We start from the raw sequence: 21,345 nt of genomic DNA, 5'->3' as shown, positions 1-21,345 counted from the left end.
GGCGGTTGTTTGCGTGCCTTGCTGCCGATCACGTGGCCGTATCCAAGCCAACTGTACGCCGCGGTCGCTGCCGGCACTTACCCGGAAACGGGCGCAGATCCACCCGCCGGGGCTGTCCCGACGGGTGCGCGGCCCCGCCCTTTTCTGGTCAACCGCGGCTGCGCTGGCGTATAGTTCCCCGTCCCATTGCACCCTCATCACCCCGCGGGTGGACAGCACATGCAGTTTCCGGAGCAGTTCGACGTGATCGTGGTCGGTGGCGGCCACGCCGGCACCGAGGCCGCCCTGGCCGCGGCGCGCCTGGGCGCGCGCACCCTGCTGCTGACCGACAACGTCGAGACCCTGGGCCAGATGAGCTGCAACCCGGCCATCGGCGGCATCGGCAAGGGTCACCTGGTCAAGGAGATCGACGCCCTGGGCGGTTTCATGGCGCACGCCACCGACCGTGCCGGCATCCAGTTCCGCATCCTCAACGCCAGCAAGGGCCCGGCGGTGCGCGCCACCCGCGCCCAGGCCGACCGCGCCCTCTATCGGCGCGCGGTGCGCGTCGCCCTGGAGAACCAGCCGAACCTGCGCATCTTCCAGCAACCGGTCAGCGATCTGCTGGTGGAAGGCGGACGGGTCGGCGGGGTGGTCACCCAGATGGGCCTGCGCTTCGTCGCCCCCAGCGTGGTGTTGACGGTCGGCACCTTTCTCGGTGGCCGCATCCATATCGGCCTGTCGAGCTACCCTGGCGGGCGCACCGGCGACGCGCCCGCCAACGCCCTGGCGGCGCGCCTGCGCGAACTGCCGCTGCGGGTCGACCGCCTCAAGACCGGCACGCCGCCGCGCATCGACGGCCGCAGCCTGGATTACAGCGTGATGCAGGTGCAGCATGGTGACGACCCGGTACCGGTGTTCTCCTATCTCGGCGCGGCCGCCGAGCACCCACGCCAGCTGCCCTGCCACATCACCCACACCAACGCACGCACCCACGACATCATCCGCGCTGGCCTGGACCGCTCGCCCATGTACACCGGTGTGATCGAGGGCATCGGTCCGCGCTATTGTCCGTCCATCGAGGACAAGATCCACCGCTTCGCCGACAAGGACGCCCACCAGGTATTCGTCGAACCCGAGGGCCTCGACACCCATGAGGTCTATCCGAACGGCATCTCCACCAGCCTGCCCTTCGATGTGCAGCTGGCGCTGGCGCGCTCCATCCGTGGCTTCGAGAACGCGCACATCACGCGCCCGGGCTATGCGATCGAGTACGATTATTTCGATCCCCGCGATCTGCAGTATTCCCTGGAGACCAAGGTCATCGAGGGCCTGTTCTTCGCCGGCCAGATCAACGGCACCACCGGCTACGAGGAGGCCGCCGCGCAGGGTCTGATCGCCGGCCTCAACGCCGCGCGCACGGCGCAGGGTCACGCGCCCTGGTGGCCCAAGCGCGACGAGGCCTATATCGGGGTGCTGATCGACGACCTCATCACCCGTGGCACCCCCGAGCCCTATCGCATGTTCACCAGTCGCGCCGAGTACCGGCTGCTGCTGCGCGAGGACAATGCCGATCTGCGCCTGACGTCGATCGGTCGCGAGCTGGGGCTGGTCGACGACCGACGCTGGCGCGCATTCGACACGCACCGCGAGGCCATCGAACGTGAGCAGCAACGTCTGCAGGACCTGTGGGTAGGGCCGCGCAGTACCGCCGCCGCAGCCTTGAACGCACACCTGGAGATGCCGCTGGTACGCGAACAGCGCGCACTCGAACTGCTGCGCCGTCCACAGATCACCTATGCCGTGCTGACGGCCGCGCCCGGCATAGGCTCGGTCCTCGACGCGGGCGACGCCACCGGCACGGCTGCGCGGCGCGTCGCCGAGCAGGTCGAGGTGCAGGCCAAGTATTCGGGTTATATCGAGCGGCAGCGGACCGAGATCGAGCGCCAGCGCCGCCACGAGGAGCAACCGCTGCCGCTGGATCTGGACTATGATCGCGTACAGGGTTTGTCCGCCGAGGTGCGCCAGAAGCTGCGGCAACAGCGACCGCAGACCCTGGGCCAGGCGGCGCGCATCCCCGGCGTCACACCGGCGGCGATCTCGCTGCTGCTGGTACATATCAAGAAGGGCGGTCTCGCGCGTTTGAGCGCGTGAGCGTCGCCGTCGGGCGCACCGTATGCGCCCTCTGGAGCAACATGGAACTCGACACCGCCCTGGCCGCCGGTCTGGCGCAGACGGACCTGAAGCTGGACGCGCACGCGCGCGGCCTGCTGCTCGACTACATCGACCTGCTGGTGAAGTGGAACCGCGTCTACAATCTCACCTCCGTGCGCAAGCCGCAGGACATGCTCACCCGGCACATCCTCGACAGCCTGGTGGTGCTGCCCTTCCTGCAGGGCCCACGGGTGTTGGACGTGGGCACGGGCGCCGGCCTGCCGGGGATCGTGCTCGCCATCGCCCGGCCCGACTGGCAGCTGGTACTGCTCGATTCCAGCAGCAAGAAGCTGCGCTTCGTGCGCCAGGCGGTGGCCGATCTGGGCCTGGGCAACGTCGCGGTCGAGAACGTCCGTATCGAGGATTACCGGCCGCAGCAGTTGTTCGATTCCATCATCAGCCGCGCCTTCTCGTCACTGGACGAGCTGTACAAACACTGCGCGCCGCTGTGCGCGCCTGCTGGCCGTATCCTGGCCATGAAGGGCAGCTATCCGCTGGCTGAGGTCGAGACACTGTCCGATCCGGCACAGATGACGGCCGCGCACCGGGTGACGGTGCCGGGCATGGACGCGCAACGTCATCTCATCGAACTGCGGCCGCGCGCCGCAGGGTAAACGGCTCACGACTACTTCACTATCACCATCCGACCCGGGACCATGGCACGCATCATCGCAGTCACGAATCAGAAGGGCGGCGTCGGCAAGACGACCTCCTGCATCAACCTTGCCGCGGCGCTCGCCATGGCGCGCCGCCGCGTGCTGCTCATCGATCTCGATCCGCAGGGCAACGCCACCATGGGCAGCGGCGTCGACAAGCACGCGGTCGAGTATTCCAGCTGCGATGTGCTGCTCGACGAGATCGACATCGAACAGGCGATCATCACCAGTACGGCGGCCGGCTACGATGTGTTGCCCGGCAACAGCGACCTCACCGCAGCCGAGGTGGAATTGCTGAAGACGCCGGACGGCGGCCAGCGGCTGCGCGCGGCGCTCACCCGCATCGTCGACCGCTACGATCACATCCTGATCGACTGCCCGCCCTCGCTGAACATGTTGACCATCAACGCCTTGACCGCGGCCCACGGCGTGCTCATCCCCATGCAGTGCGAGTACTACGCCCTGGAGGGCCTGTCGGCACTGGTCGACACCATCAGCCAGATCCAGCAGTCGGTGAATCCCGGGCTGGTGATCGAAGGCCTGCTGCGCACCATGTTCGATGCGCGCAATAACCTCGCCATGCAGGTCTCGGAGCAACTGATCGAACACTTCGGTGACCAGGTCTACCGCACCATCATCCCCCGCAACGTGCGCCTCGCCGAGGCCCCCAGCCACGGCCTGCCGGTGCTCAAATACGACAAGACCTCACGCGGCGCCATCGCCTACCTGGCACTGGCCGGCGAACTGGTACGCCGCGAGCAGGACCGCGTGCAGGCGGCGGAGGCGGTGACCTGAGCGCGATTGCTGTTGCCTTGTTGAACCGCCAAGACGCCAAGAATTCTGGAATGGAACCGCCAAGGCGCCAAGACGCAAAGAAAAGCCATGTTCATGTAAAACACAACGGGCCAAAGCTTGTACCCGCGCTGCCATGGGTGTTCATCTCAAAAAATGTTTTCTTGGCGTCTTGGCGCCTTGGCGGTTCACCAATCCTGCTTGGCGCCTTGGTGGTTCAAACCAAGAATTCTTGGCGTCTTGGCGGTTCAAAACGATTTCCCTTGGCAATCCATGCACACAGGCAGGTATCCTTAGCAACCATGGCGACGAAGAAACGAGGATTGGGGCGCGGGCTGGATGCGCTGCTGGGCGGGGCGGCGAAGGCGACACCCGCGGCGGCTGTGGCGGGCGTTCCGTCCGGGACGGGCGCGGCCGAGCCGGTCGACGGCACGCTGCGTACCCTGCCGTTGGACCTGATCCAGCGCGGTAAGTACCAGCCGCGCCAGGATATGCATCAGGAGACGCTGCAGGACCTGGCTGACTCCATCAAGGCCCAGGGCGTGGTGCAGCCCATCGTGGTGCGGCCGATCGGCCGCGGGCCCGGAAATCAGCGCCGCTACGAGATCATCGCCGGCGAACGCCGCTGGCGCGCCGCTCAGCTCGCCGGCCTGCAGGACATCCCGGCTGTGGTGCGCGACGTCGAGGACCGCGCCGCCATCGCCATGGCGCTGATCGAGAACATTCAGCGGGAGGACCTCAATCCGCTGGAGGAATCGCGCGCCTTGCAGCGCCTCATCCAGGAGTTCGAGCTGACCCACCAGCAGGCCGCCGATGCGGTCGGACGCTCGCGCGCCGCCGTGAGCAATCTGTTGCGGCTGCTGGAGCTGGCCGATGAGGTCAAGGCCCTGCTCGGGGCCGGCCGGCTGGAGATGGGTCACGCCCGGGCGCTGCTGGCGCTTGCTGGCAACGACCAGGTCGACGGCGCCCGCCAGGTGGTCGCGCGCGGCCTGTCGGTGCGTGAGACCGAGCGGCTGGTCAAGCGCCTGTTGGCCGGCGCGGCCACGCCACCGGCGCCCCCCCGGCGTGTCGATCCCGACATCCGGCGCCTGGAGGCAGAGCTCGGTGAGCGCCTGGGTGCGAAGGTCTCTCTGGCCCAGGGTCGCGGCGGCACGGGCCGGCTCGTCATCAGCTACAACAGCCTCGACGAGCTGGATGGGATTCTGGAGAAGATCCGGTCGGGGAGTGAGGAGTGAGGCGTGAGGCGTGAGGCGTGAGGAGTGAGGCGTGAGGCGTGAGGCGTGAGGCGTGAGGCGTAACCCCTTTGAGCCACGGAAGCACACGGAAAGACACGGAATAATGTCATTATTGAAAACCAGGATCGGCTTATGCGCCTGTATGACCCCTGCCCCTTGCTCTCCGGTTGTGTGCCCCTAGACAAATTCCGCCGGGATTTTTGCGATGAATTCTTTCCGTGTGCTTCCGTGGCCAACACGATTTTGCCTCACGCCTCACTCCTCACTCCCCCTCAGGGTTATAACCTCTCTTTATTCCCCCATCATTGACCCCCTGACCCGGAAGTCCCTATAATGCGCGCCGGCACGCATGGGCCGGTCACTGCTACTGCACATGACGACCGAATCCTTCCACCGCGCATCACCGGGCGGCTGGCTGGGACACCGGGGTGCGCGCCGCCCCCGCGCCAGGACCGTCGCGGCATGCGTACGATTCTGAGTATCCAGGCCTGCCTGACTGCGGCGGCGGCGGTGGCGGGATACCTTTACGGTGGGCCGCCCGCGGCCGTGGCCGCGCTGTTCGGGGCCGCTACGGCACTGTCCAACACAGCGCTGCTGGCCTGGCGCCTGCACCGGGGCAAGCGACAGGTACACGCCGATGCGCAGCGGCATCTGTGGTCGTTTTATGTGTCCAGCATCGAGCGCCTGCTCGTCGTTGGTGGCCTGCTCGCGATCGGTATCGGTGCGCTGCGGCTCACGCCGCTGCCGCTCATGATGGCCTTCGTAGCCGGGCAGATGGCCTGGATGTTTTCTTGGATCGACCACGGACGCAAACTGTAATGGCTGGTGACACCCTTACCTCCGGCGAGTACATCAAACATCACCTGCAGAACTGGACCTACGGTCTGCACCCCGATCTCGGCTGGTCCTTCGCACACACCCCGGAAGATGCCAAGGCGATGGGTTTCTGGGCGATCCATGTCGACAGCATGCTGTGGTCGATCCTTCTGGGCGTCGTGCTGTTGTATTTCTTCCGCAAGGTCGCCAAGCACGTGACGGCCGGCGTTCCCGCCGGTGCCCAGAATTTCGCCGAGTGGATTGTGGAGTTCATCGACACCAGTGTGCGCGGTTCGTTCAGCGGCCGGAACGACATGGTCGCCCCGCTGGCATTGACCATCTTCTGTTGGGTGTTCCTGATGAATCTGATGGACCTCCTGCCGGTCGACCTGCTGCCGCGGGCGGCGCAGGTGATCGGGGCCTCCGTCTTCGGTGCCGATCCGCACCACGTCTATTTCAAGATCGTGCCGAGCACCGACCCGAACGTGACCTTCGGCATGGCGTTGTACGTCTTCCTGCTGATGCTCTACTACTCCTTCAAGATCAAGGGTACCGGTGGCTTCCTCGGCGAACTGGCGTTCCAGCCCTTCGGCAAGCTCGGCGCGCCGATCAACCTGATCCTCGAAGGCGTATCGCTGATTTCCAAGCCGGTGTCACTGTCACTGCGACTGTTCGGCAACATGTATGCCGGCGAGACCATCTTCATCCTGATCGCGATCATGTACAGCGCCGGTTGGGCGCTCGGCATCTTCGGCGGCTTCCTGCAGCTCGGCTGGGCGATCTTCCATATCCTGATCATCACGCTGCAGGCATTCATTTTCATGACGCTGACCGTCGTGTACCTGGACATGGCGCACCAGCAGCATCATTAGATTTCGACTGCACTTATAAACTCAACTTTTTAACCGTTTAGTTAGGAGACACTCATGGAAATGGCAACTGCTCTGCTGTACATCGCCGGCGCCCTGATGATGGGCCTGGGCGCGCTCGGCGCCGCGGTCGGCATCGGTATTCTCGGCGGCCGTTTCCTGGAAGGTGCCGCACGTCAGCCCGAGCTGATCCCCATGCTGCGTGTCCAATTCTTCATCGTCATGGGTCTGGTCGACGCCGTGCCCATGATCGCGGTCGGTATCTCCCTGTACGTGCTGTTTGCCGTCGTCGGCTGAAGTCGGAGCACTCGGCGGTCAACGCCTCCCTACGATTTTGAGGTAACGGCATGAATATCAATCTCACACTCATTGCACAAATGATCGTGTTTGGCGTGTTCGTGTGGTTCTGCATGCGGTTCGTGTGGCCGCCCATCATGGGCGCGCTGGATACCCGCCGGACCCGGATCGCCGATGGCCTGGCCGCGGGCGAGCGCGGCAAGCACGAGCAGGAACTGGCGCAGAAGCGTGCTGCCGAGGTACTGCTGCAGGCCAAGCAACAGGCCCAGGAGATCATCACCAAGGCGGAAAAGCGCGCCGCGGAGGTCGTCGAAGAGGCCAAGGCCGACGCCAAGACCGAAGGCGAGCGCATCCTGACCGCGGCCCGCGCCGAGATCGGCCAGGAGGTCAACCGCGCGAAGGAAGGCCTGCGTGCCCAGGTGGTATCGATTGCCATCGCCGGCGCCGGCAAGGTCCTGGAGCGGGAAATCGACGCCAACACCCACGACGACCTGCTGAACCAGCTGGCCGCACAGATCTAGGCGCACACGCATGGCGGAATCCACCACAATCGCACGACCCTACGCCCACGCAGTGTTCGATCTGGCACGCGAGCGGCAGGCCCTGGCGGCCTGGGCGGAACTGCTCGAGCTGGCGGCCCGGGTGGCGGCCGACCCGGAGATGCGCAGGCTGCTCGACGATCCACGCATCACACCGGCCCAGCTGGCCGGGCTGTTCGTCGACATCCTGACCGACATGGGGAGCGAGCGCCTCGACGACGACGGCCGCAACCTGATCCAGTTGCTGGCACAACGGCGCCGGCTGGTGGTCCTGCCGGAGATCTTCGGCCTGTTCCAACAGCTCAAGCACGACGCCGAGGGGGCCATCAAGGCGCAGCTGATCTCCGCGTTCCCGGCCACGGACGCCCAGAAGCAGACCGTCGCGGCCGCGCTGAAGCAGCGCTTCGGTCGCGAGGTGCAGCTCGAGTTCATCACCGATCCGGCCCTGATGGGCGGTGCGGTGGTGCGTGCCGGTGACCTGGTCATAGACGGTTCGGTCCGGGGCAAGCTGACCCGCCTGGGTACGGCCCTGAGCCACTGATAAGGAATAGTTATGCAACTCAATCCCACTGAAATCAGCGAGCTGATCAAAAGCCGCATCGAGACGTTCCAGACTGCCGCCGAGGCGCGTACCGAAGGTACCGTGGTCAGCCTGAGCGATGGCATCGCCCGCATCCACGGCCTGGCCGACGTGATGGCCGGTGAGATGATCGAGTTTCCCGGTGACGTCTACGGTATGGCGCTGAACCTGGAGCGCGATTCCGTCGGTGCGGTGATTCTCGGCGAGTACAAGCACATCTCCGAGGGCGCCGCGGTGAAGTGCACCGGCAAGATCCTGGAGGTCCCGGTCGGCGAGGGCCTGCTCGGCCGCGTCGTCGACGCGCTCGGCAGCCCGATCGACGGCAAGGGCCCGATCGATGCCGTCCGGACCTCACCCATCGAGAAGATCGCCCCCGGCGTCATCGCCCGCAAGTCGGTCGATCAGCCGGTGCAGACCGGTATCAAGGCCATCGACGCGATGGTGCCGATCGGCCGCGGCCAGCGCGAACTGATCATCGGTGACCGTCAGACCGGCAAGACTGCGGTCGCGATCGACGCCATCATCAATCAGAAGGGCACCGGCGTTAAGTGCATTTATGTCGCGGTCGGCCAGAAGAACTCTTCGGTCGCCGCGGTGGTGCGCAAGCTCGAAGAACATGATGCGCTGGCGCACACCATCATCGTCGCCGCCACCGCGGCCGACTCCGCCGCCATGCAGTTCATCGCCCCCTACGCGGGCTGCGCGATGGGCGAGTATTTCCGCGACAACGGCGAGGACGCGCTGATCGTGTACGACGATCTGACCAAGCAGGCCTGGGCCTACCGCCAGGTCAGCCTGCTGCTGCGCCGTCCGCCGGGTCGCGAGGCCTACCCGGGTGACGTGTTCTATCTGCATTCGCGCCTGCTGGAGCGCGCCGCGCGCATCAACGCCGACGAGGTCGAGAAACTCACCGAGGGTCGCGTCAAGGGCCGGACCGGGTCGCTGACCGCCTTGCCGATCATCGAGACGCAGGCGGGCGACGTGTCGGCCTTCGTGCCCACCAACGTGATCTCCATTACCGACGGCCAGATCTTCCTGGAAAGTGATCTGTTCAATGCCGGTATCCGTCCCGCCATCAACGCCGGCCTGTCGGTGTCGCGCGTGGGCGGTGCGGCGCAGACCAAGATCATCAAGAAGCTTGGTGGTGGCGTACGTATGGCCCTGGCGCAATATCGTGAACTCGCGGCCTTTGCCCAGTTCGCCTCCGACCTCGACGAGACCACCCGCAAGCAGTTGGAACGCGGCCAGCGCGTCACCGAATTGATGAAGCAGAAGCAGTACGCACCCCTGACGGTGGCCGAGATGGCGTTGTCCTTGTTCGCGGCCAACGAAGGCTACCTCGACGACATCGAAATCAAGAAGGTCGTCGACTTCGAGGCCGCGCTGCACGCCTACGCCAAGTCCAACCACGCGGCCTTGATCGAGAAGATCAATACGACCACGGACTACAACGACGAGATCGTCGCCGGCCTCACCAAGGCCATCGAGGATTTCAAAGCCAACGGGGCTTGGTAACCATCTTGGGATTCGGCATTCGGGATTCGGGATTCAGCAGGTTTTCCCCGAATCCCGACTCCCAATCCCCGAATCCTGGACACTGATATGGCCGGCGCAAAAGAGATACGCACCAAGATCAAGAGCATCAAGAACACGCAGAAGATCACCAAGGCCATGGAGATGGTCGCGGCGAGCAAGATGCGTCGGGCTCAGGATCGTATGCTGGCATCGCGGCCCTACGCCGAGAAGGTGCGCAGCGTGGTGGCCCACATGGCCACGGGCCACCCGGAATACAAGCACCCCTATCTGGTGGCGCGCGAACCCCGGCGCATCGGCCTGATTGTGGTGTCGACCGATCGCGGCCTCTGCGGCGGTCTGAACGTGAACATGTTCAAGACCGTCATCGCGCACATGAAGAAATGGAACGAGGCGGGTTACGAGGTCGATATCGTCGCCTTCGGCACCAAGGCCAGTCAGTTCTTCAAGCGCATCGGCGGCAACGTCGTGGCGCAGGCCACGCACCTCGGCGACGCACCGGCGATCCAGGGACTGATCGGCTGTGTGAAGGTCATGCTGGACAGTTACGATGCCGGCCGCATAGATCACCTGTATCTGGGCTATACCAAATTCGTGAATACCATGGCGCAGACACCGCGCGTCGACCAGGTGCTGCCGATCGTGCCTGCCGAGGACGAGCGCCTCAAGCACTACTGGGATTATCTCTACGAGCCCGATGCCAAGCCGGTGATGAACATGCTGCTGACCCGCTACATCGAGTCGCTGGTGTATCAGAGCGTGGTGGAAAACATCGCCTCGGAGCAGGCCGCGCGGATGGTCGCCATGAAGTCCGCCACTGACAATGCCGGCGATCTGATCGATGAACTGGAGCTGGTCTACAACAAGGCCCGTCAGGCAGCGATCACCCGGGAGATTTCCGAAATCGTCGGCGGTGCCGCGGCGGTTTAATATTCAGATACAAGAGGCAAGATACCAGATACAAGATACCAACAGGTCACGGCAGCAGGCGCAGCACGTGTACTTGCATCTTGTATCTCGTATCTTGGATCTCGAAATTAAGAGGGCCGCACCATGAGTTCGGGCAACATCATTGAAATCATCGGCGCCGTGGTCGACGTGGAATTTCCCCGCGACGCGGTACCGAATATTTATAGCGCACTCACTGTCGGTGACGCCGATCTGACCCTGGAAGTGCAGCAGCAGCTCGGTGATGGCGTCGTACGCACCATTGCCATGGGCTCCACCGATGGCCTGAAGCGCGGGCTGAACGTAACCAACACCGGTGCCCCGATCTCGGTGCCGGTCGGCACCAAGACGCTGGGTCGCATCATGAATGTGCTCGGCGAGCCGGTGGACGATGCCGGGCCGATCGGTGCCGAGACCACCGCCGCCATTCACCGCAAGCCGCCGACCTTTGCCGAACAGGCCGCGGCGGTCGAGATCCTGGAAACCGGCATCAAGGTCATCGACCTGATCTGCCCGTTCGCCAAGGGCGGCAAGGTGGGCCTGTTCGGTGGCGCCGGCGTAGGCAAGACCGTGACCCTGATGGAGCTGATCCGCAACATTGCCGTCGAGCACTCCGGCTACTCGGTGTTCGCCGGTGTCGGCGAGCGGACCCGCGAAGGCAACGACTTCTATCATGAAATGACCGAGGGCGGCGTCATCGACAAGGTGGCGCTGGTGTATGGTCAGATGAACGAGCCGCCGGGCAACCGCCTGCGCGTGGCACTCACCGGCCTGACCATGGCCGAGTTCTTCCGTGACGAAGGCCGTGACGTGTTGTTCTTCGTCGACAACATCTACCGCTACACCCTGGCCGGTACCGAGGTGTCCGCACTGCTCGGGCGCATGCCATCGGCAGTGGGTTATCAGCCGACCCTGGCCGAGGAGATGGGTGTCCTGCAGGAGCGCATCACCTCCACCAAGACGGGCTCCATCACCTCGATTCAGGCCGTGTACGTGCCCGCCGACGACTTGACCGACCCGTCACCGGCGACGACCTTCGCGCACTTGGATGCGACCCTGGTGCTGTCGCGCAACATCGCCGAGCTGGGTATCTATCCCGCCGTCGATCCGCTCGATTCCACCTCGCGAATCCTCGATCCGCTGATCGTCGGCAACGAACACTACGATACCGCCCGCGCCGTGCAGGGCACCTTGCAGCGCTACAAGGAACTGAAGGACATCATCGCGATTCTGGGTATGGACGAACTGTCCGAGGACGACAAGCGTGCCGTCGGCCGCGCCCGCAAGATCCAGCGCTTCCTGTCGCAGCCATTCTTCGTCGCCGAGGCCTTCACCGGCGCACCCGGCAAATACTGCTCGCTGAAAGACACCATCCGCGCCTTCCAGGGCATCGTCAATGGTGAGTACGACCACCTGCCGGAACAGGCCTTCTACATGGTCGGCACCATCGAAGAGGCCGTCGAGAAGGCGAAGACGCTTTAAGGAGATGCAAGAGGCAAGCTGCAAAAGACGAGTTGCAAGAGGCAAGTTGCAAGATACAAGTGAAAACCGAATGTACCACGACATTGTCGGGATAGTCGGAAACTTGCGCAACTTGCTTTAATGGACATCACGCGGTGAAGTAAGGCGCGATTTTTACTTGCATCTTGTATCTGATATAGGAGAGGCAAGTTGCGAGAGACAAGTGAAAACCGGAAGCATTGTTTGAAGTGTGGTGGGCGCCTCCGAGCTTGAGCGACTTGCATCAATATGTATCGTGCCGTGAAGTTGTGCACGGGAGTTTTTACTTGCATCTTGTATCTTGCAACTTGGATCTGAATTTATGGCCATGACCATTCACGTCGACATCGTAAGTGCGGAAGCCGCGATCTTCTCCGGGTCGGCGACCATGGTGTTCGCACCCGCCGAGATGGGCGAGGTCGGCATCGCGCCACGTCACGCACCCATGCTTACCTCCCTCAAACCTGGTGAGGTACGCGTGCAGACCGATGACGGCAAGGAGCAGACCTTCTACGTCTCCGGCGGTATGCTGGAGGTGCAGCCGCATGTGGTGACCATATTGTCGGACACCGCCCTGCGCGCCAGGGATCTCGACGAGGCCGCGGCCCTGGCGGCGAAGGAACACGCCGAGAAGCTGCTGATAGACACCAAGGCCGGCATCGACCACGCCAAGGCACAGGCCGAACTGGCCGAGGCCGTCGCCCAGCTGCGCACCATCCATAAGTTGCGCAAGGGACGGGGCTGAGTCGAGTGAGGGGTGAGGCGTGAGGAGTTAGGAGTTAGGAGTTAGGAGGGGCAGAATTTACGCCTCACGCCTCACTCCCAAACCAACATGACCGACCGACGCAGCGCCCGCACCAAGCTCGTCACGCGTACCGTCGACTGCAACCCTCCCTGCGCTGGCAAGACCCTGTACTTCGAGGTGCGGGTCCAGACCGTGCGCGCCGCGGCCGCCGACGAGCTTCGCCAGGTCACCGGCCCGGGGCGCTGAACCGGTCGGCCCCCGCTTACAGGCGTTTGCGCCTGACGGCCCTGCGGTCGTCGAAACCAGCCGTGGTATGATCCCCCCCGAGCCGACACACCCGCGAGGTCACCCGGGGTCACCTGGAATCGCCGCGCCGCGACCAGCCAGATCGGCACCGTACACTGCCCCGCAGGGAACCACCCCAGCCGATGGGAGACAGGCGACTACCATGCCGTTGAGTATCATCATCCTCGCCGCGGGCCGGGGCACGCGCATGCGCTCCACCTTGCCCAAGGTCCTGCACCCTCTGGCCGGCCGACCATTGCTGGAACATGTCATCGACGCCGCCGAGGCCCTGGGTGCCGACTCCATCCACATCGTCTACGGTCACGGTGGTGAGCAGGTGCGCGAGCGCCTGGCCGCGCGCCGGCTGACATGGGTCGAGCAGACCGAGCAGCTCGGCACCGGCCACGCCGTCGCCCAGGCCTTGCCGGCCGTCCCCGACGGCGATCGCGTGCTGGTGCTCTATGGCGACGTGCCGTTGATCGGTACCGACACCCTGGGTCGCCTGCTGGCCGCCGCCGACGGCGGACGTTTCGGTCTGTTGACCGCCGAGCTCGCCGACCCGAGCGGCTACGGCCGCATCCTGCGCGACGCCCCCGCCGCTGCAGGGGGCCGGGTCACCGGCATCGTCGAGCAAAAGGACGCGACGCCCGAACAGCTGTGTATCCACGAGATCAATACCGGCTTCCTCGCCGTCGACGCCGCCCCGCTCAAGCGCTGGGTCGCGCGGCTGGGCAACGGCAATAGCCAGGGCGAGTATTACCTCACCGACGTCATCGCCCAGGCCGCCGCCGAGGGGATGGCCATCGAGACCATCGCCCCGTACACACCGACGGAGATCCTCGGGGTCAACGACCGCGCCCAGCTCGTCGGGCTTGAGCGCGAATATCAATACCGACAGGCACAGCGGCTGCTGCACGCGGGCGTCACCCTGTACGACCCGGCACGCTTCGATCTGCGCGGCAGCCTGGAGCACGGTCAGGACGTGACCGTCGACGTGAACGTGATCTTCGAGGGCAGGGTGAAGCTCGGCGACCGGGTGCACATCGGTCCCGGTTGCCTGATCCGCAATAGCGAGATCGGCGCCGATACCGTGGTGCAGGCACATTGTGTCATCGAGGATGCCATCATTGGTCGCAACGCGCGCATTGGCCCGTTCGCGCGCATCCGTCCCGAGACACGCCTGGCCGACGACGTGCACATCGGCAATTTCGTCGAGATCAAGAAATCGACTATCGACACTGGCTCCAAGGTGAATCACCTGAGCTACATCGGTGACACGACCATCGGCCGGCGCGTCAATGTCGGCGCCGGCACCATCACCTGCAATTACGACGGCGCCAACAAGCACCGCACCGTTATCGAGGATGACGCCTTCATCGGCTCGGACACGCAGCTGATCGCCCCGGTGAAAGTCGGCGCCGGCGCGACCCTGGGTGCAGGCACGACCCTCACCCGCGACGCGCCACCCGGCGAGCTCACCTACAGCCGCGCCAGACAGGAAACCCGGCCGGGCTGGCAGCGGCCGGTGAAGAAGAGATGAATTTTATGAACCGCCAAGACACGGAGGGCGCCAAGGTGTTTGAACCGCCAAGACGCCAAGGGCGCCAAGAAAGGTCTGTGAACCGCCAAGGCGCTAAGAGCGCCAAGAAAACAATTTTTGAAATGAATACCCGTGAAAGCGCAGGAATAAGCGCAAGCCTTGGCCCGTTGTCTTTTACATAGACATGGATTTTCTTGGCGTTCTTGGCGTCTTGGCGGTTCAAAACGGGTTTTCTTGGCACTCTCCGCGTCTTGGCGGTTCATGGCAGACAACAGAAGGTAAACGGATATGTGCGGTATCGTCGGTGCAATCGCGCAGCGTGATGTGGCGCCCATCCTGCTCGAAGGGCTGCGGCGGCTGGAATACCGTGGCTACGATTCCGCGGGTATGGTCGTGGTCGGTCCTGACAATGCCCTCGCGCGCGTCCGTGCGACCGGCAAAGTAAACCAGCTGGCCGAACTGCTGCAGCAGACGCCGCTGCCCGGCAACCTGGGTGTGGCACACACTCGCTGGGCAACACATGGCAAGCCCACCGTCGCCAACGCGCACCCGCACATCTGCCGCGACACCGTCGCCGTCGTGCACAACGGCATCATCGAAAACTACGAGGTGCTGCGAGACCAGCAGCGCGCCCTCGGTTTCGAATTCACCTCGGAAACGGACACCGAGGTGATCGTCCACCAGATCTATGCGCATCTCGAGCAGGGGCAGGACCTGCTTACTGCCGTTCAAACGGCCATCACCGAGCTGCGCGGCGCCTATGCGTTGGGCGTCGTCTCGAAGGCCGAGCCGGACCGGCTGGTGGTCGCGCGCCGCGGCAGCCCGCTGGTGATCGGCCTCGGGATCGGCGAGAACTTCATCGCCTCCGACGTCGCCGCACTGTTGCCGGTCACACAGCGCTTCATGTTTCTGGAAGATGGCGATGTCGCCGTACTCACCAGCGACGACATTCAGATCTTTGACCGTGACGGCGCACCCGCACAGCGCACGGTGCGCATGTCCGAGCTCACCGCCGACGCCATCGAGCGCGGTGAATACCGGCATTACATGCTCAAGGAGATCTTCGAACAGTCGCGTGCGGTTGCCAATTGTCTCGAGGGCCGCATTGCCGATGGCCGGGTACTGGAACAGAGCTTCGGCCCGGAGGCGGCGCGCATCTTCGATCAGGTGCAAGGCGTGCACATCATCGCCTGTGGCACCAGTTATCACGCCGGCATGATCGGCCGCCACTGGCTGGAATCCATCGCCGGTATCCCCTGCAGCGTCGAGGTTGCCAGTGAGTTCCGTTACCGCCGCCCGGTGGTGCGCAAGAACTCCCTGATCGTCACGCTCTCACAATCCGGCGAGACCGCCGATACGCTGGCCGGTCTGCTGGAGGCCCGACGCCTCGGCTTCGGCCATTCGCTGGCGATCTGCAACGTGCCGGAAAGCTCGCTGGTGCGCGAATCCGAGCTGGTGCTGATGACCCGTGCCGGCCCCGAGATCGGCGTGGCCTCGACCAAGGCCTTCACCACGCAACTGGCCGCCCTGATGCTGCTGGTCGTCGTACTCGGCCGGCGACACGGCCTCACCGCCGAACAGGAGGCGAAGATCGTCCAGCAGCTCATCTCGCTGCCCGGCATGATCGAACATGCACTGCAGCTGAACCCGCAGATCGAGGAACTCGCCGAGCGCTTCGCCGACAAGCGCCACGCCTTGTTTCTAGGTCGCGGCGCGCAGTACCCCGTGGCGATGGAGGGTGCACTCAAGTTGAAAGAGATCTCCTACATCCACGCCGAGGCCTATCCCGCCGGTGAACTGAAGCACGGCCCACTCGCCCTGGTCGATGCCGACATGCCGGTGATCGCGGTTGCGCCCAACAACGAGCTGTTGGAAAAACTCAAGTCCAACCTGCAGGAAGTCAGCGCCCGCGGCGGTGAACTGTTTGTGTTCGCCGACGAGGGCGCCGGCCTCGCCGCCGGCCCCGGCATCACTGTCCTGCCGGTGGCCCCCACCGACGACTGTATCGCCCCGATCGTCTTCACCGTACCGCTGCAACTCCTCGCCTATCACGTCGCGATGCTCAAGGGCACGGACGTGGATCAGCCGCGGAATTTGGCGAAGAGTGTGACGGTTGAATAAAAAAGGTATGAGGAAGGAGTGCGTGTATGAGCCTCCATGCTCCATTTGAATTTCCATTTAGGCGCCCTATCAGGAATCTAAGCCCTTAGTTTCAGGCAGGGTAGAATGGTTATGGAGCCCAAATACTCCGTATGCAACGGAGCTTTTAGGATCCCCAATTGTAGTTATGCGTAGTTAATCAGATATGGAAAATGACTCAATAACACTTACAAAATTGGAAATTGCAGTTCATCAATTAGATGCTGCAATACGACACTATTTGAATGGGGATATTATTTCTGCAATTACTTTGGCTGGAGCTGCTGAAGAAATACTAGGTAAGCTTCTAGAAACTACAGGGCGGCAACATTCATTAGGGGAGTTTGCAGAATTTTGTGTAAAAGTAGGCAAGCATGCCTTTAATGAAGAATGGCCTAAGAAGAATTTCATCGAGATGCAAACTTATTTTAGGAATGGCCTTAAACATTCGACTGATGGCGAGTCAATGACTGTGCCACGTGAAGCAGCAGATGAAATTATTGGTAGAGCGGTTGACAACCTATGGGCTCTAGAAGGTAGAGAAACAGATGAAGTTCGGCGCTATATGGAATCACATGGATGGTAAAAAACGCATAACAAGGCGCTCGTTCGGACGCTCCTTACGTCGCGCCGCACAGCTTAATCGTTAGAACTCGCCGGAGATATCGGTGACCATGAAATGGGCAATATTGCTTTGGCCCTTGCTTGCGGCCACCAGTCCCATTCGGAACGTAAGGGTAGAAAGCATAGCAATTGTTCATGCCTTGGTTGCGTCTTATGCAGCGTGGGGAGTGATTACAGGAATCTGGTCATTACCTGGAACGTGGGAACGATCTGGAATATCTGTTTATACAAATGGAACACAGTGGTATGGGTGGTTTCTCTGGGCGGCAAGTGTGGTTGTGGCCATGTTGGCATGGATAGATAGAGGCATTCGTCTTGACCGATATTCGGATGCTCGTTTTCCAGCAAGACACCGCCAGCTTTCGTATGTTATCGCAGTCTTTGGGATCTTCCTGCTCGCCTACAGCGGTGGTTACTTCTACATACCTCTGGGCGTGAGCGGCTTATTTGCTTTGGGAGCCTTTTCAGGCGGTATCGATATACAAAGTGAAAAGATGAGTTCTAACTGACCGGTCAAGCGGACGCGCAAAAGCGGCGTTCCGCTTACCGGCGCGTTAGGCGCCAAACGAGGATAGTTGGTGACAATAAACGAGACCGTACTCGAAATGCACTTTCACGGAGCGCTGATGAACCTCGTGAAGGACAAGCTTGGCCTAGGCCCGGGAACGCAGTTCAATTTCTACAAGTACTCGACACAACTTGAGAAATTTGTAGGCTTTGATCAGGCATTCGTGATGTCGCAGCTTTCCGATAGAGACTTGTTCAAGCTGCTAAAGGGAGCCGCTCAAAACTCCAACTATGCGGTAACCCCGACCGTTGTCGGCATATTCTTGCAGTTCAAAGTCGTACAGCGTATGGATAGGCGCTCTAGAAAGAACCCTCCGCCTATCGCATCATCCCCATATTTTCGTGTGCCGCTGTACACTGCCCGCAAGTCTTCAAATGACAGATCGCAGCACGAACTTTTATATCATCTTTCAAAGAATAATAGTGGCGCGTTCGTCTATTACGCCTGCCCTTTTCTTTTTGACAAATCCAAACTTTATTCTCCGGCCGACCTAAGTCAGCTTCGTATGGCCACGCTAAGTAGTTGCCCATCTGATTACACCGATAACGATAAACATTTTATATTTTATGATTCTCCGTTGTCGCAACCTGTGTGGAAGAGTGAGCCTGTCAATGGTGAAGCGATAAGCGTTGACAGCATGGCGCGACAGGGACCAAAAAGGGGACCAGGGACCAAAAAGGGGACCCAAAAAGGGGACAGATTTATTTTTTAACCAAAAGATTATCAGCATTACCTGGATACGTTGACGGACTGGAAGACCACACTGGGCTGTCGGGTTTATGTCTACTGTTTAATGATGAACCATAAGCACCTGGCGATCGATCCGGGTAGTGATTCAGGTAATCTGGGATGCTTGATGAAGTGGCCGGCGGGTCGGGAGGCGTGCTGGGTGAATCGACTAGAGGGACGTACAGGGAGCTTGTGAGAAAGTCGCTACAAGTCCAGCCCGATCTAGACGGAGGCCTACTTATTTAGTGTGTTGCCGCTACGTGGAACTTAATCCGGTACGTGCGTGAATAGCGGCCGAGCCGGAAGAATGTCCATGGCCCCGCTATCGACGTAAGATGGGGACGATGCATTGGGGTGGCTGGAACAGGATCTGTGTTACACGGCCCTGGGAGAGACGGTGAGTAAGTATACAGACCGCTATCGAGACTGTGGGTGGTTCGGGTGTGCCCGAAGATGAGTGGCAACTGACTCGTGAGGCGGTACAGCGCGGGTAGTTGACGGGTAGCGAATGTTTTCGACGTGAGGTGGACAACGATATTGGGCCACGGATCGAGCCTAGGGGTCCGGGACGACCGCGACGGAAGGATCAACGATGAAAATAAATCTGTCCCCTTTTGTCTCTCTCAAAGATGAATGGCGACTGACTCGTGAGGCGGTACAGCGCGGGTAGTTGACGGGTAGCGAATATTTTCGACGTGAGGTGGAACAACGATATTGGGCAACGGATCGAGCCTAGGGGGCCGGGACGACCGCGACGGAAGGATCAACGGTGAAAATAAATCTGTCCCCTTTTATATATGATCAGACGGTCCTTCGGCACGCCGTGTTAACTCAGGATGTTAGGTGTTCATCAAAGGATAACGCAATGCAAGTGATCGTCTTCATCGCATACATGATTCTTGGTCTTTTCCAGTTCGCTGCTGTCATGACTGGCCTTGAAGATTGGATCGGCCTTCACTGGATAATTGCAGCCCCATTGGCTTTCTTTATTGCGTATATGCCGCTTGTAGGCACTGTCATCGGTATGTTCGGTGCTGTGACAGCTTGGCACTGGTCCTGGCTACAGGCGGGCAGTCTTTTCTTCGGCCCATTTGCGGTTATCGTAGTCATAGCAATGGGCGCGGGAGTTCTGGAAAAATTATCGAACAGGTCATAGCCAATGCCAGCAGCAGTAATCTACATCGCGGTCACAATGCTATTCATTGGGGCTGCGCCTATGCCATATGGCTACTACATGCTACTACGCTTCGTGGCAACAGGCGTGTTCGCGTGGGCTGCACTCATAAGTTACGAACGTAAAAACCAATCTCTTCCGTGGGTATTCGGGGTGCTCGCGCTTCTTTTTAACCCGATACTCATAATTCACCTGCCAAAAGAGTTTTGGGCATTCATCGACATTGGTGCCGGTGTTCTCTTGCTTCTGACCAAACGGCATGTACAGCAGTCTGAAAACGAACGCATCTAGAACACTAAGGGGATGATGCATGGATTCTATTGAGCCAGCAATATATGTACTAGGCATACTTATAACAGTGATTTGGTTGTATGGCATAAGAACTAATACAAGGACACGCGAGGGAGTTGCTGCTGGAACAGTTAACACTACACTACTATTCGTTGTATCTTTGGTTCTCTTGCCACAAATGGAATTTCCCGCATTCCATTTGCTCTGGGCATTCCCTGCTGCATTAGTTATTGGCTTACTACACACAGCCTTCCCTTTTTCACTAGTATCGATCCCTGGATACATATTGTGGCGGTTAGTGTGTATTGGTATTGACACTTCCGATGTGACGCATAGAGGGATATATGGGCTAAGTCTTACTGAATTGCATGACCACATCAATAAGTCGTTGAGTAAAGACAATGACGTCGAGCCAGCCTCTACTGACTCAAGCTCTACCAATGAGCTTGACGAGATTGTGCATTTGACTATGAAATCATTAAGCAAGCGAGTTAGGGCTCTAGATAGCGAAAAAAAGAAACTCATTAAGATGGCGACTATTTACGGCCTTGCTATTGCTTTGCTTGATGGTGGTGATGTGGCGGATTATGTAACTAGTATGTGTAAAAGATACAAAATTGGCGCAGAGGATACTACCTTGTTTATGAATTTCTATGAACGCTGTGATGGTGGGCATATAGTCTTCAATATTACAAATATGGCGCAGGAAGTCGCACAATCCGATAATCCTGAAGAAATGGTCAATGAATTGCTCGATGTTGTGGATGAGATCGTCAATGAGCCAGAGTTCCCAGAATCAGTGATGGCTCTATAGTCGGCGTTGCACGCGGGGTTTAAGGAGAAATGATTTTATGCCCTATATTCTAAGCGTGGGTTAACCGCGAGTAATCTGATTTGTGATACTAGTTTTCAAGAATTGTTTATAGCACTGAGTTTCATTGCAGGGGGGGGGCGAACATGTATTGTCCAAATTGTGGGGCAAAAATTCTAAGCGCTGGAAATTTTTGTATAGAATGCGGAACCTCATTAGAGGCAGCCAAACTCGTAGGGGAAAGTAAATATTCGACTAAGAAAAAAACTCCTCAGCCAAATAGCGCCTTAGGGTCAGCAGTAGAGTCCGTAAGCTTCCCCTCCAGCAGGACAGGTAGAAACTAGGGCAACTCTGATTAAGTCCCAACATCTGCGATAATACGCGCATGGTTCACAACGGTTAGGTATCGATGAGACAGCAGACTTTCGCCACCGGTGACTTTGAACGCTACCGCAAGCCGACTCGGCGGGAACAGTTTCTG

Annotated in this window: 23 protein-coding genes; all 23 read left to right on the top strand. The window is 60.6% G+C overall.

Annotation, left to right across the window (positions count from 1 at the left end):
• The first annotated feature begins 219 nt into the window (after positions 1 to 219).
• The gene (gene mnmG, locus K8I04_14630) at positions 220 to 2,133 is read left to right on the top strand and encodes a tRNA uridine-5-carboxymethylaminomethyl(34) synthesis enzyme MnmG (protein ID MBZ0072949.1); all 1,914 of its coding nucleotides are present in this window, start codon (positions 220 to 222) and stop codon (positions 2,131 to 2,133) included.
• A 41-nt stretch (positions 2,134 to 2,174) separates the two neighbouring features.
• A complete protein-coding gene (rsmG, locus tag K8I04_14625) occupies positions 2,175 to 2,807 on the top strand; it encodes a 16S rRNA (guanine(527)-N(7))-methyltransferase RsmG (protein ID MBZ0072948.1) in 633 nt (210 codons plus the stop codon).
• Positions 2,808 to 2,849: 42 nt separating this feature from the next.
• On the top strand, positions 2,850 to 3,644 hold the full coding sequence (locus tag K8I04_14620; GenBank protein MBZ0072947.1) for a ParA family protein: 795 nt from the start codon (positions 2,850 to 2,852) through the stop codon (positions 3,642 to 3,644).
• A 299-nt stretch (positions 3,645 to 3,943) separates the two neighbouring features.
• Positions 3,944 to 4,876 carry a ParB/RepB/Spo0J family partition protein gene (locus K8I04_14615; protein MBZ0072946.1) on the top strand — a complete coding sequence of 311 codons (933 nt, stop codon included), beginning with the start codon at positions 3,944 to 3,946 and terminating at the stop codon, positions 4,874 to 4,876.
• 462 nt (positions 4,877 to 5,338) lie between these two features.
• Positions 5,339 to 5,695, top strand: coding sequence for an ATP synthase subunit I (locus K8I04_14610; GenBank protein ID MBZ0072945.1), 357 nt, complete (start codon positions 5,339 to 5,341; stop codon positions 5,693 to 5,695).
• Positions 5,695 to 6,564, top strand: coding sequence for a F0F1 ATP synthase subunit A (atpB, locus tag K8I04_14605; protein MBZ0072944.1), 870 nt, complete (start codon positions 5,695 to 5,697; stop codon positions 6,562 to 6,564). Before K8I04_14610 ends, atpB begins: the two co-directional genes overlap by 1 nt.
• A gap of 54 nt (positions 6,565 to 6,618) precedes the next feature.
• Positions 6,619 to 6,858: a F0F1 ATP synthase subunit C gene (gene atpE / locus K8I04_14600; protein ID MBZ0072943.1), complete on the top strand. Its 240-nt coding sequence runs from the start codon at positions 6,619 to 6,621 to the stop codon at positions 6,856 to 6,858.
• Between the two features lie 50 nt (positions 6,859 to 6,908).
• A complete protein-coding gene (locus K8I04_14595) occupies positions 6,909 to 7,379 on the top strand; it encodes a F0F1 ATP synthase subunit B (GenBank protein MBZ0072942.1) in 471 nt (156 codons plus the stop codon).
• A 10-nt stretch (positions 7,380 to 7,389) separates the two neighbouring features.
• Positions 7,390 to 7,938 carry a F0F1 ATP synthase subunit delta gene (locus tag K8I04_14590; protein ID MBZ0072941.1) on the top strand — a complete coding sequence of 183 codons (549 nt, stop codon included), beginning with the start codon at positions 7,390 to 7,392 and terminating at the stop codon, positions 7,936 to 7,938.
• Between the two features lie 12 nt (positions 7,939 to 7,950).
• Complete coding sequence (gene atpA / locus K8I04_14585; GenBank protein MBZ0072940.1) at positions 7,951 to 9,492, top strand: F0F1 ATP synthase subunit alpha; 1,542 nt, start codon at positions 7,951 to 7,953, stop codon at positions 9,490 to 9,492.
• 87 nt (positions 9,493 to 9,579) lie between these two features.
• Positions 9,580 to 10,440 carry a F0F1 ATP synthase subunit gamma gene (atpG, locus tag K8I04_14580; protein ID MBZ0072939.1) on the top strand — a complete coding sequence of 287 codons (861 nt, stop codon included), beginning with the start codon at positions 9,580 to 9,582 and terminating at the stop codon, positions 10,438 to 10,440.
• Positions 10,441 to 10,563: 123 nt separating this feature from the next.
• A complete protein-coding gene (atpD, locus tag K8I04_14575; GenBank protein MBZ0072938.1) occupies positions 10,564 to 11,940 on the top strand; it encodes a F0F1 ATP synthase subunit beta in 1,377 nt (458 codons plus the stop codon).
• A gap of 340 nt (positions 11,941 to 12,280) precedes the next feature.
• Positions 12,281 to 12,703 (top strand): F0F1 ATP synthase subunit epsilon, encoded by a 423-nt coding sequence (locus tag K8I04_14570; GenBank protein MBZ0072937.1) that lies wholly within the window; start codon positions 12,281 to 12,283, stop codon positions 12,701 to 12,703.
• An 87-nt stretch (positions 12,704 to 12,790) separates the two neighbouring features.
• Positions 12,791 to 12,949: a hypothetical protein gene (locus tag K8I04_14565; GenBank protein MBZ0072936.1), complete on the top strand. Its 159-nt coding sequence runs from the start codon at positions 12,791 to 12,793 to the stop codon at positions 12,947 to 12,949.
• Between the two features lie 202 nt (positions 12,950 to 13,151).
• Complete coding sequence (gene glmU / locus K8I04_14560) at positions 13,152 to 14,528, top strand: bifunctional UDP-N-acetylglucosamine diphosphorylase/glucosamine-1-phosphate N-acetyltransferase GlmU (protein MBZ0072935.1); 1,377 nt, start codon at positions 13,152 to 13,154, stop codon at positions 14,526 to 14,528.
• A gap of 288 nt (positions 14,529 to 14,816) precedes the next feature.
• Complete coding sequence (gene glmS, locus K8I04_14555; GenBank protein MBZ0072934.1) at positions 14,817 to 16,649, top strand: glutamine--fructose-6-phosphate transaminase (isomerizing); 1,833 nt, start codon at positions 14,817 to 14,819, stop codon at positions 16,647 to 16,649.
• Positions 16,650 to 16,833: 184 nt separating this feature from the next.
• Positions 16,834 to 17,253 carry a hypothetical protein gene (locus K8I04_14550; protein MBZ0072933.1) on the top strand — a complete coding sequence of 140 codons (420 nt, stop codon included), beginning with the start codon at positions 16,834 to 16,836 and terminating at the stop codon, positions 17,251 to 17,253.
• 88 nt (positions 17,254 to 17,341) lie between these two features.
• Positions 17,342 to 17,800 (top strand): hypothetical protein, encoded by a 459-nt coding sequence (locus K8I04_14545; protein MBZ0072932.1) that lies wholly within the window; start codon positions 17,342 to 17,344, stop codon positions 17,798 to 17,800.
• Positions 17,801 to 17,917: 117 nt separating this feature from the next.
• Positions 17,918 to 18,571, top strand: a complete 654-nt coding sequence (locus K8I04_14540) for a hypothetical protein (protein MBZ0072931.1) — start codon at positions 17,918 to 17,920, stop codon at positions 18,569 to 18,571.
• Positions 18,572 to 19,453: 882 nt separating this feature from the next.
• On the top strand, positions 19,454 to 19,744 hold the full coding sequence (locus K8I04_14535; protein ID MBZ0072930.1) for a hypothetical protein: 291 nt from the start codon (positions 19,454 to 19,456) through the stop codon (positions 19,742 to 19,744).
• A 3-nt stretch (positions 19,745 to 19,747) separates the two neighbouring features.
• Positions 19,748 to 20,053, top strand: coding sequence for a hypothetical protein (locus K8I04_14530; GenBank protein MBZ0072929.1), 306 nt, complete (start codon positions 19,748 to 19,750; stop codon positions 20,051 to 20,053).
• Between the two features lie 19 nt (positions 20,054 to 20,072).
• A complete protein-coding gene (locus tag K8I04_14525) occupies positions 20,073 to 20,867 on the top strand; it encodes a hypothetical protein (protein ID MBZ0072928.1) in 795 nt (264 codons plus the stop codon).
• Positions 20,868 to 21,010: 143 nt separating this feature from the next.
• A complete protein-coding gene (locus K8I04_14520; protein ID MBZ0072927.1) occupies positions 21,011 to 21,208 on the top strand; it encodes a zinc-ribbon domain-containing protein in 198 nt (65 codons plus the stop codon).
• The last annotated feature ends 137 nt before the right edge of the window (positions 21,209 to 21,345 follow it).

This window comes from Gammaproteobacteria bacterium (assembly GCA_019911805.1).
Classification (GTDB): Bacteria; Pseudomonadota; Gammaproteobacteria; order Thiohalobacterales; family Thiohalobacteraceae; genus JAHJQQ01.
Note: the sequence above shows the minus strand (reverse complement) of the source record. Positions and strands in the feature narration are given on the sequence as shown.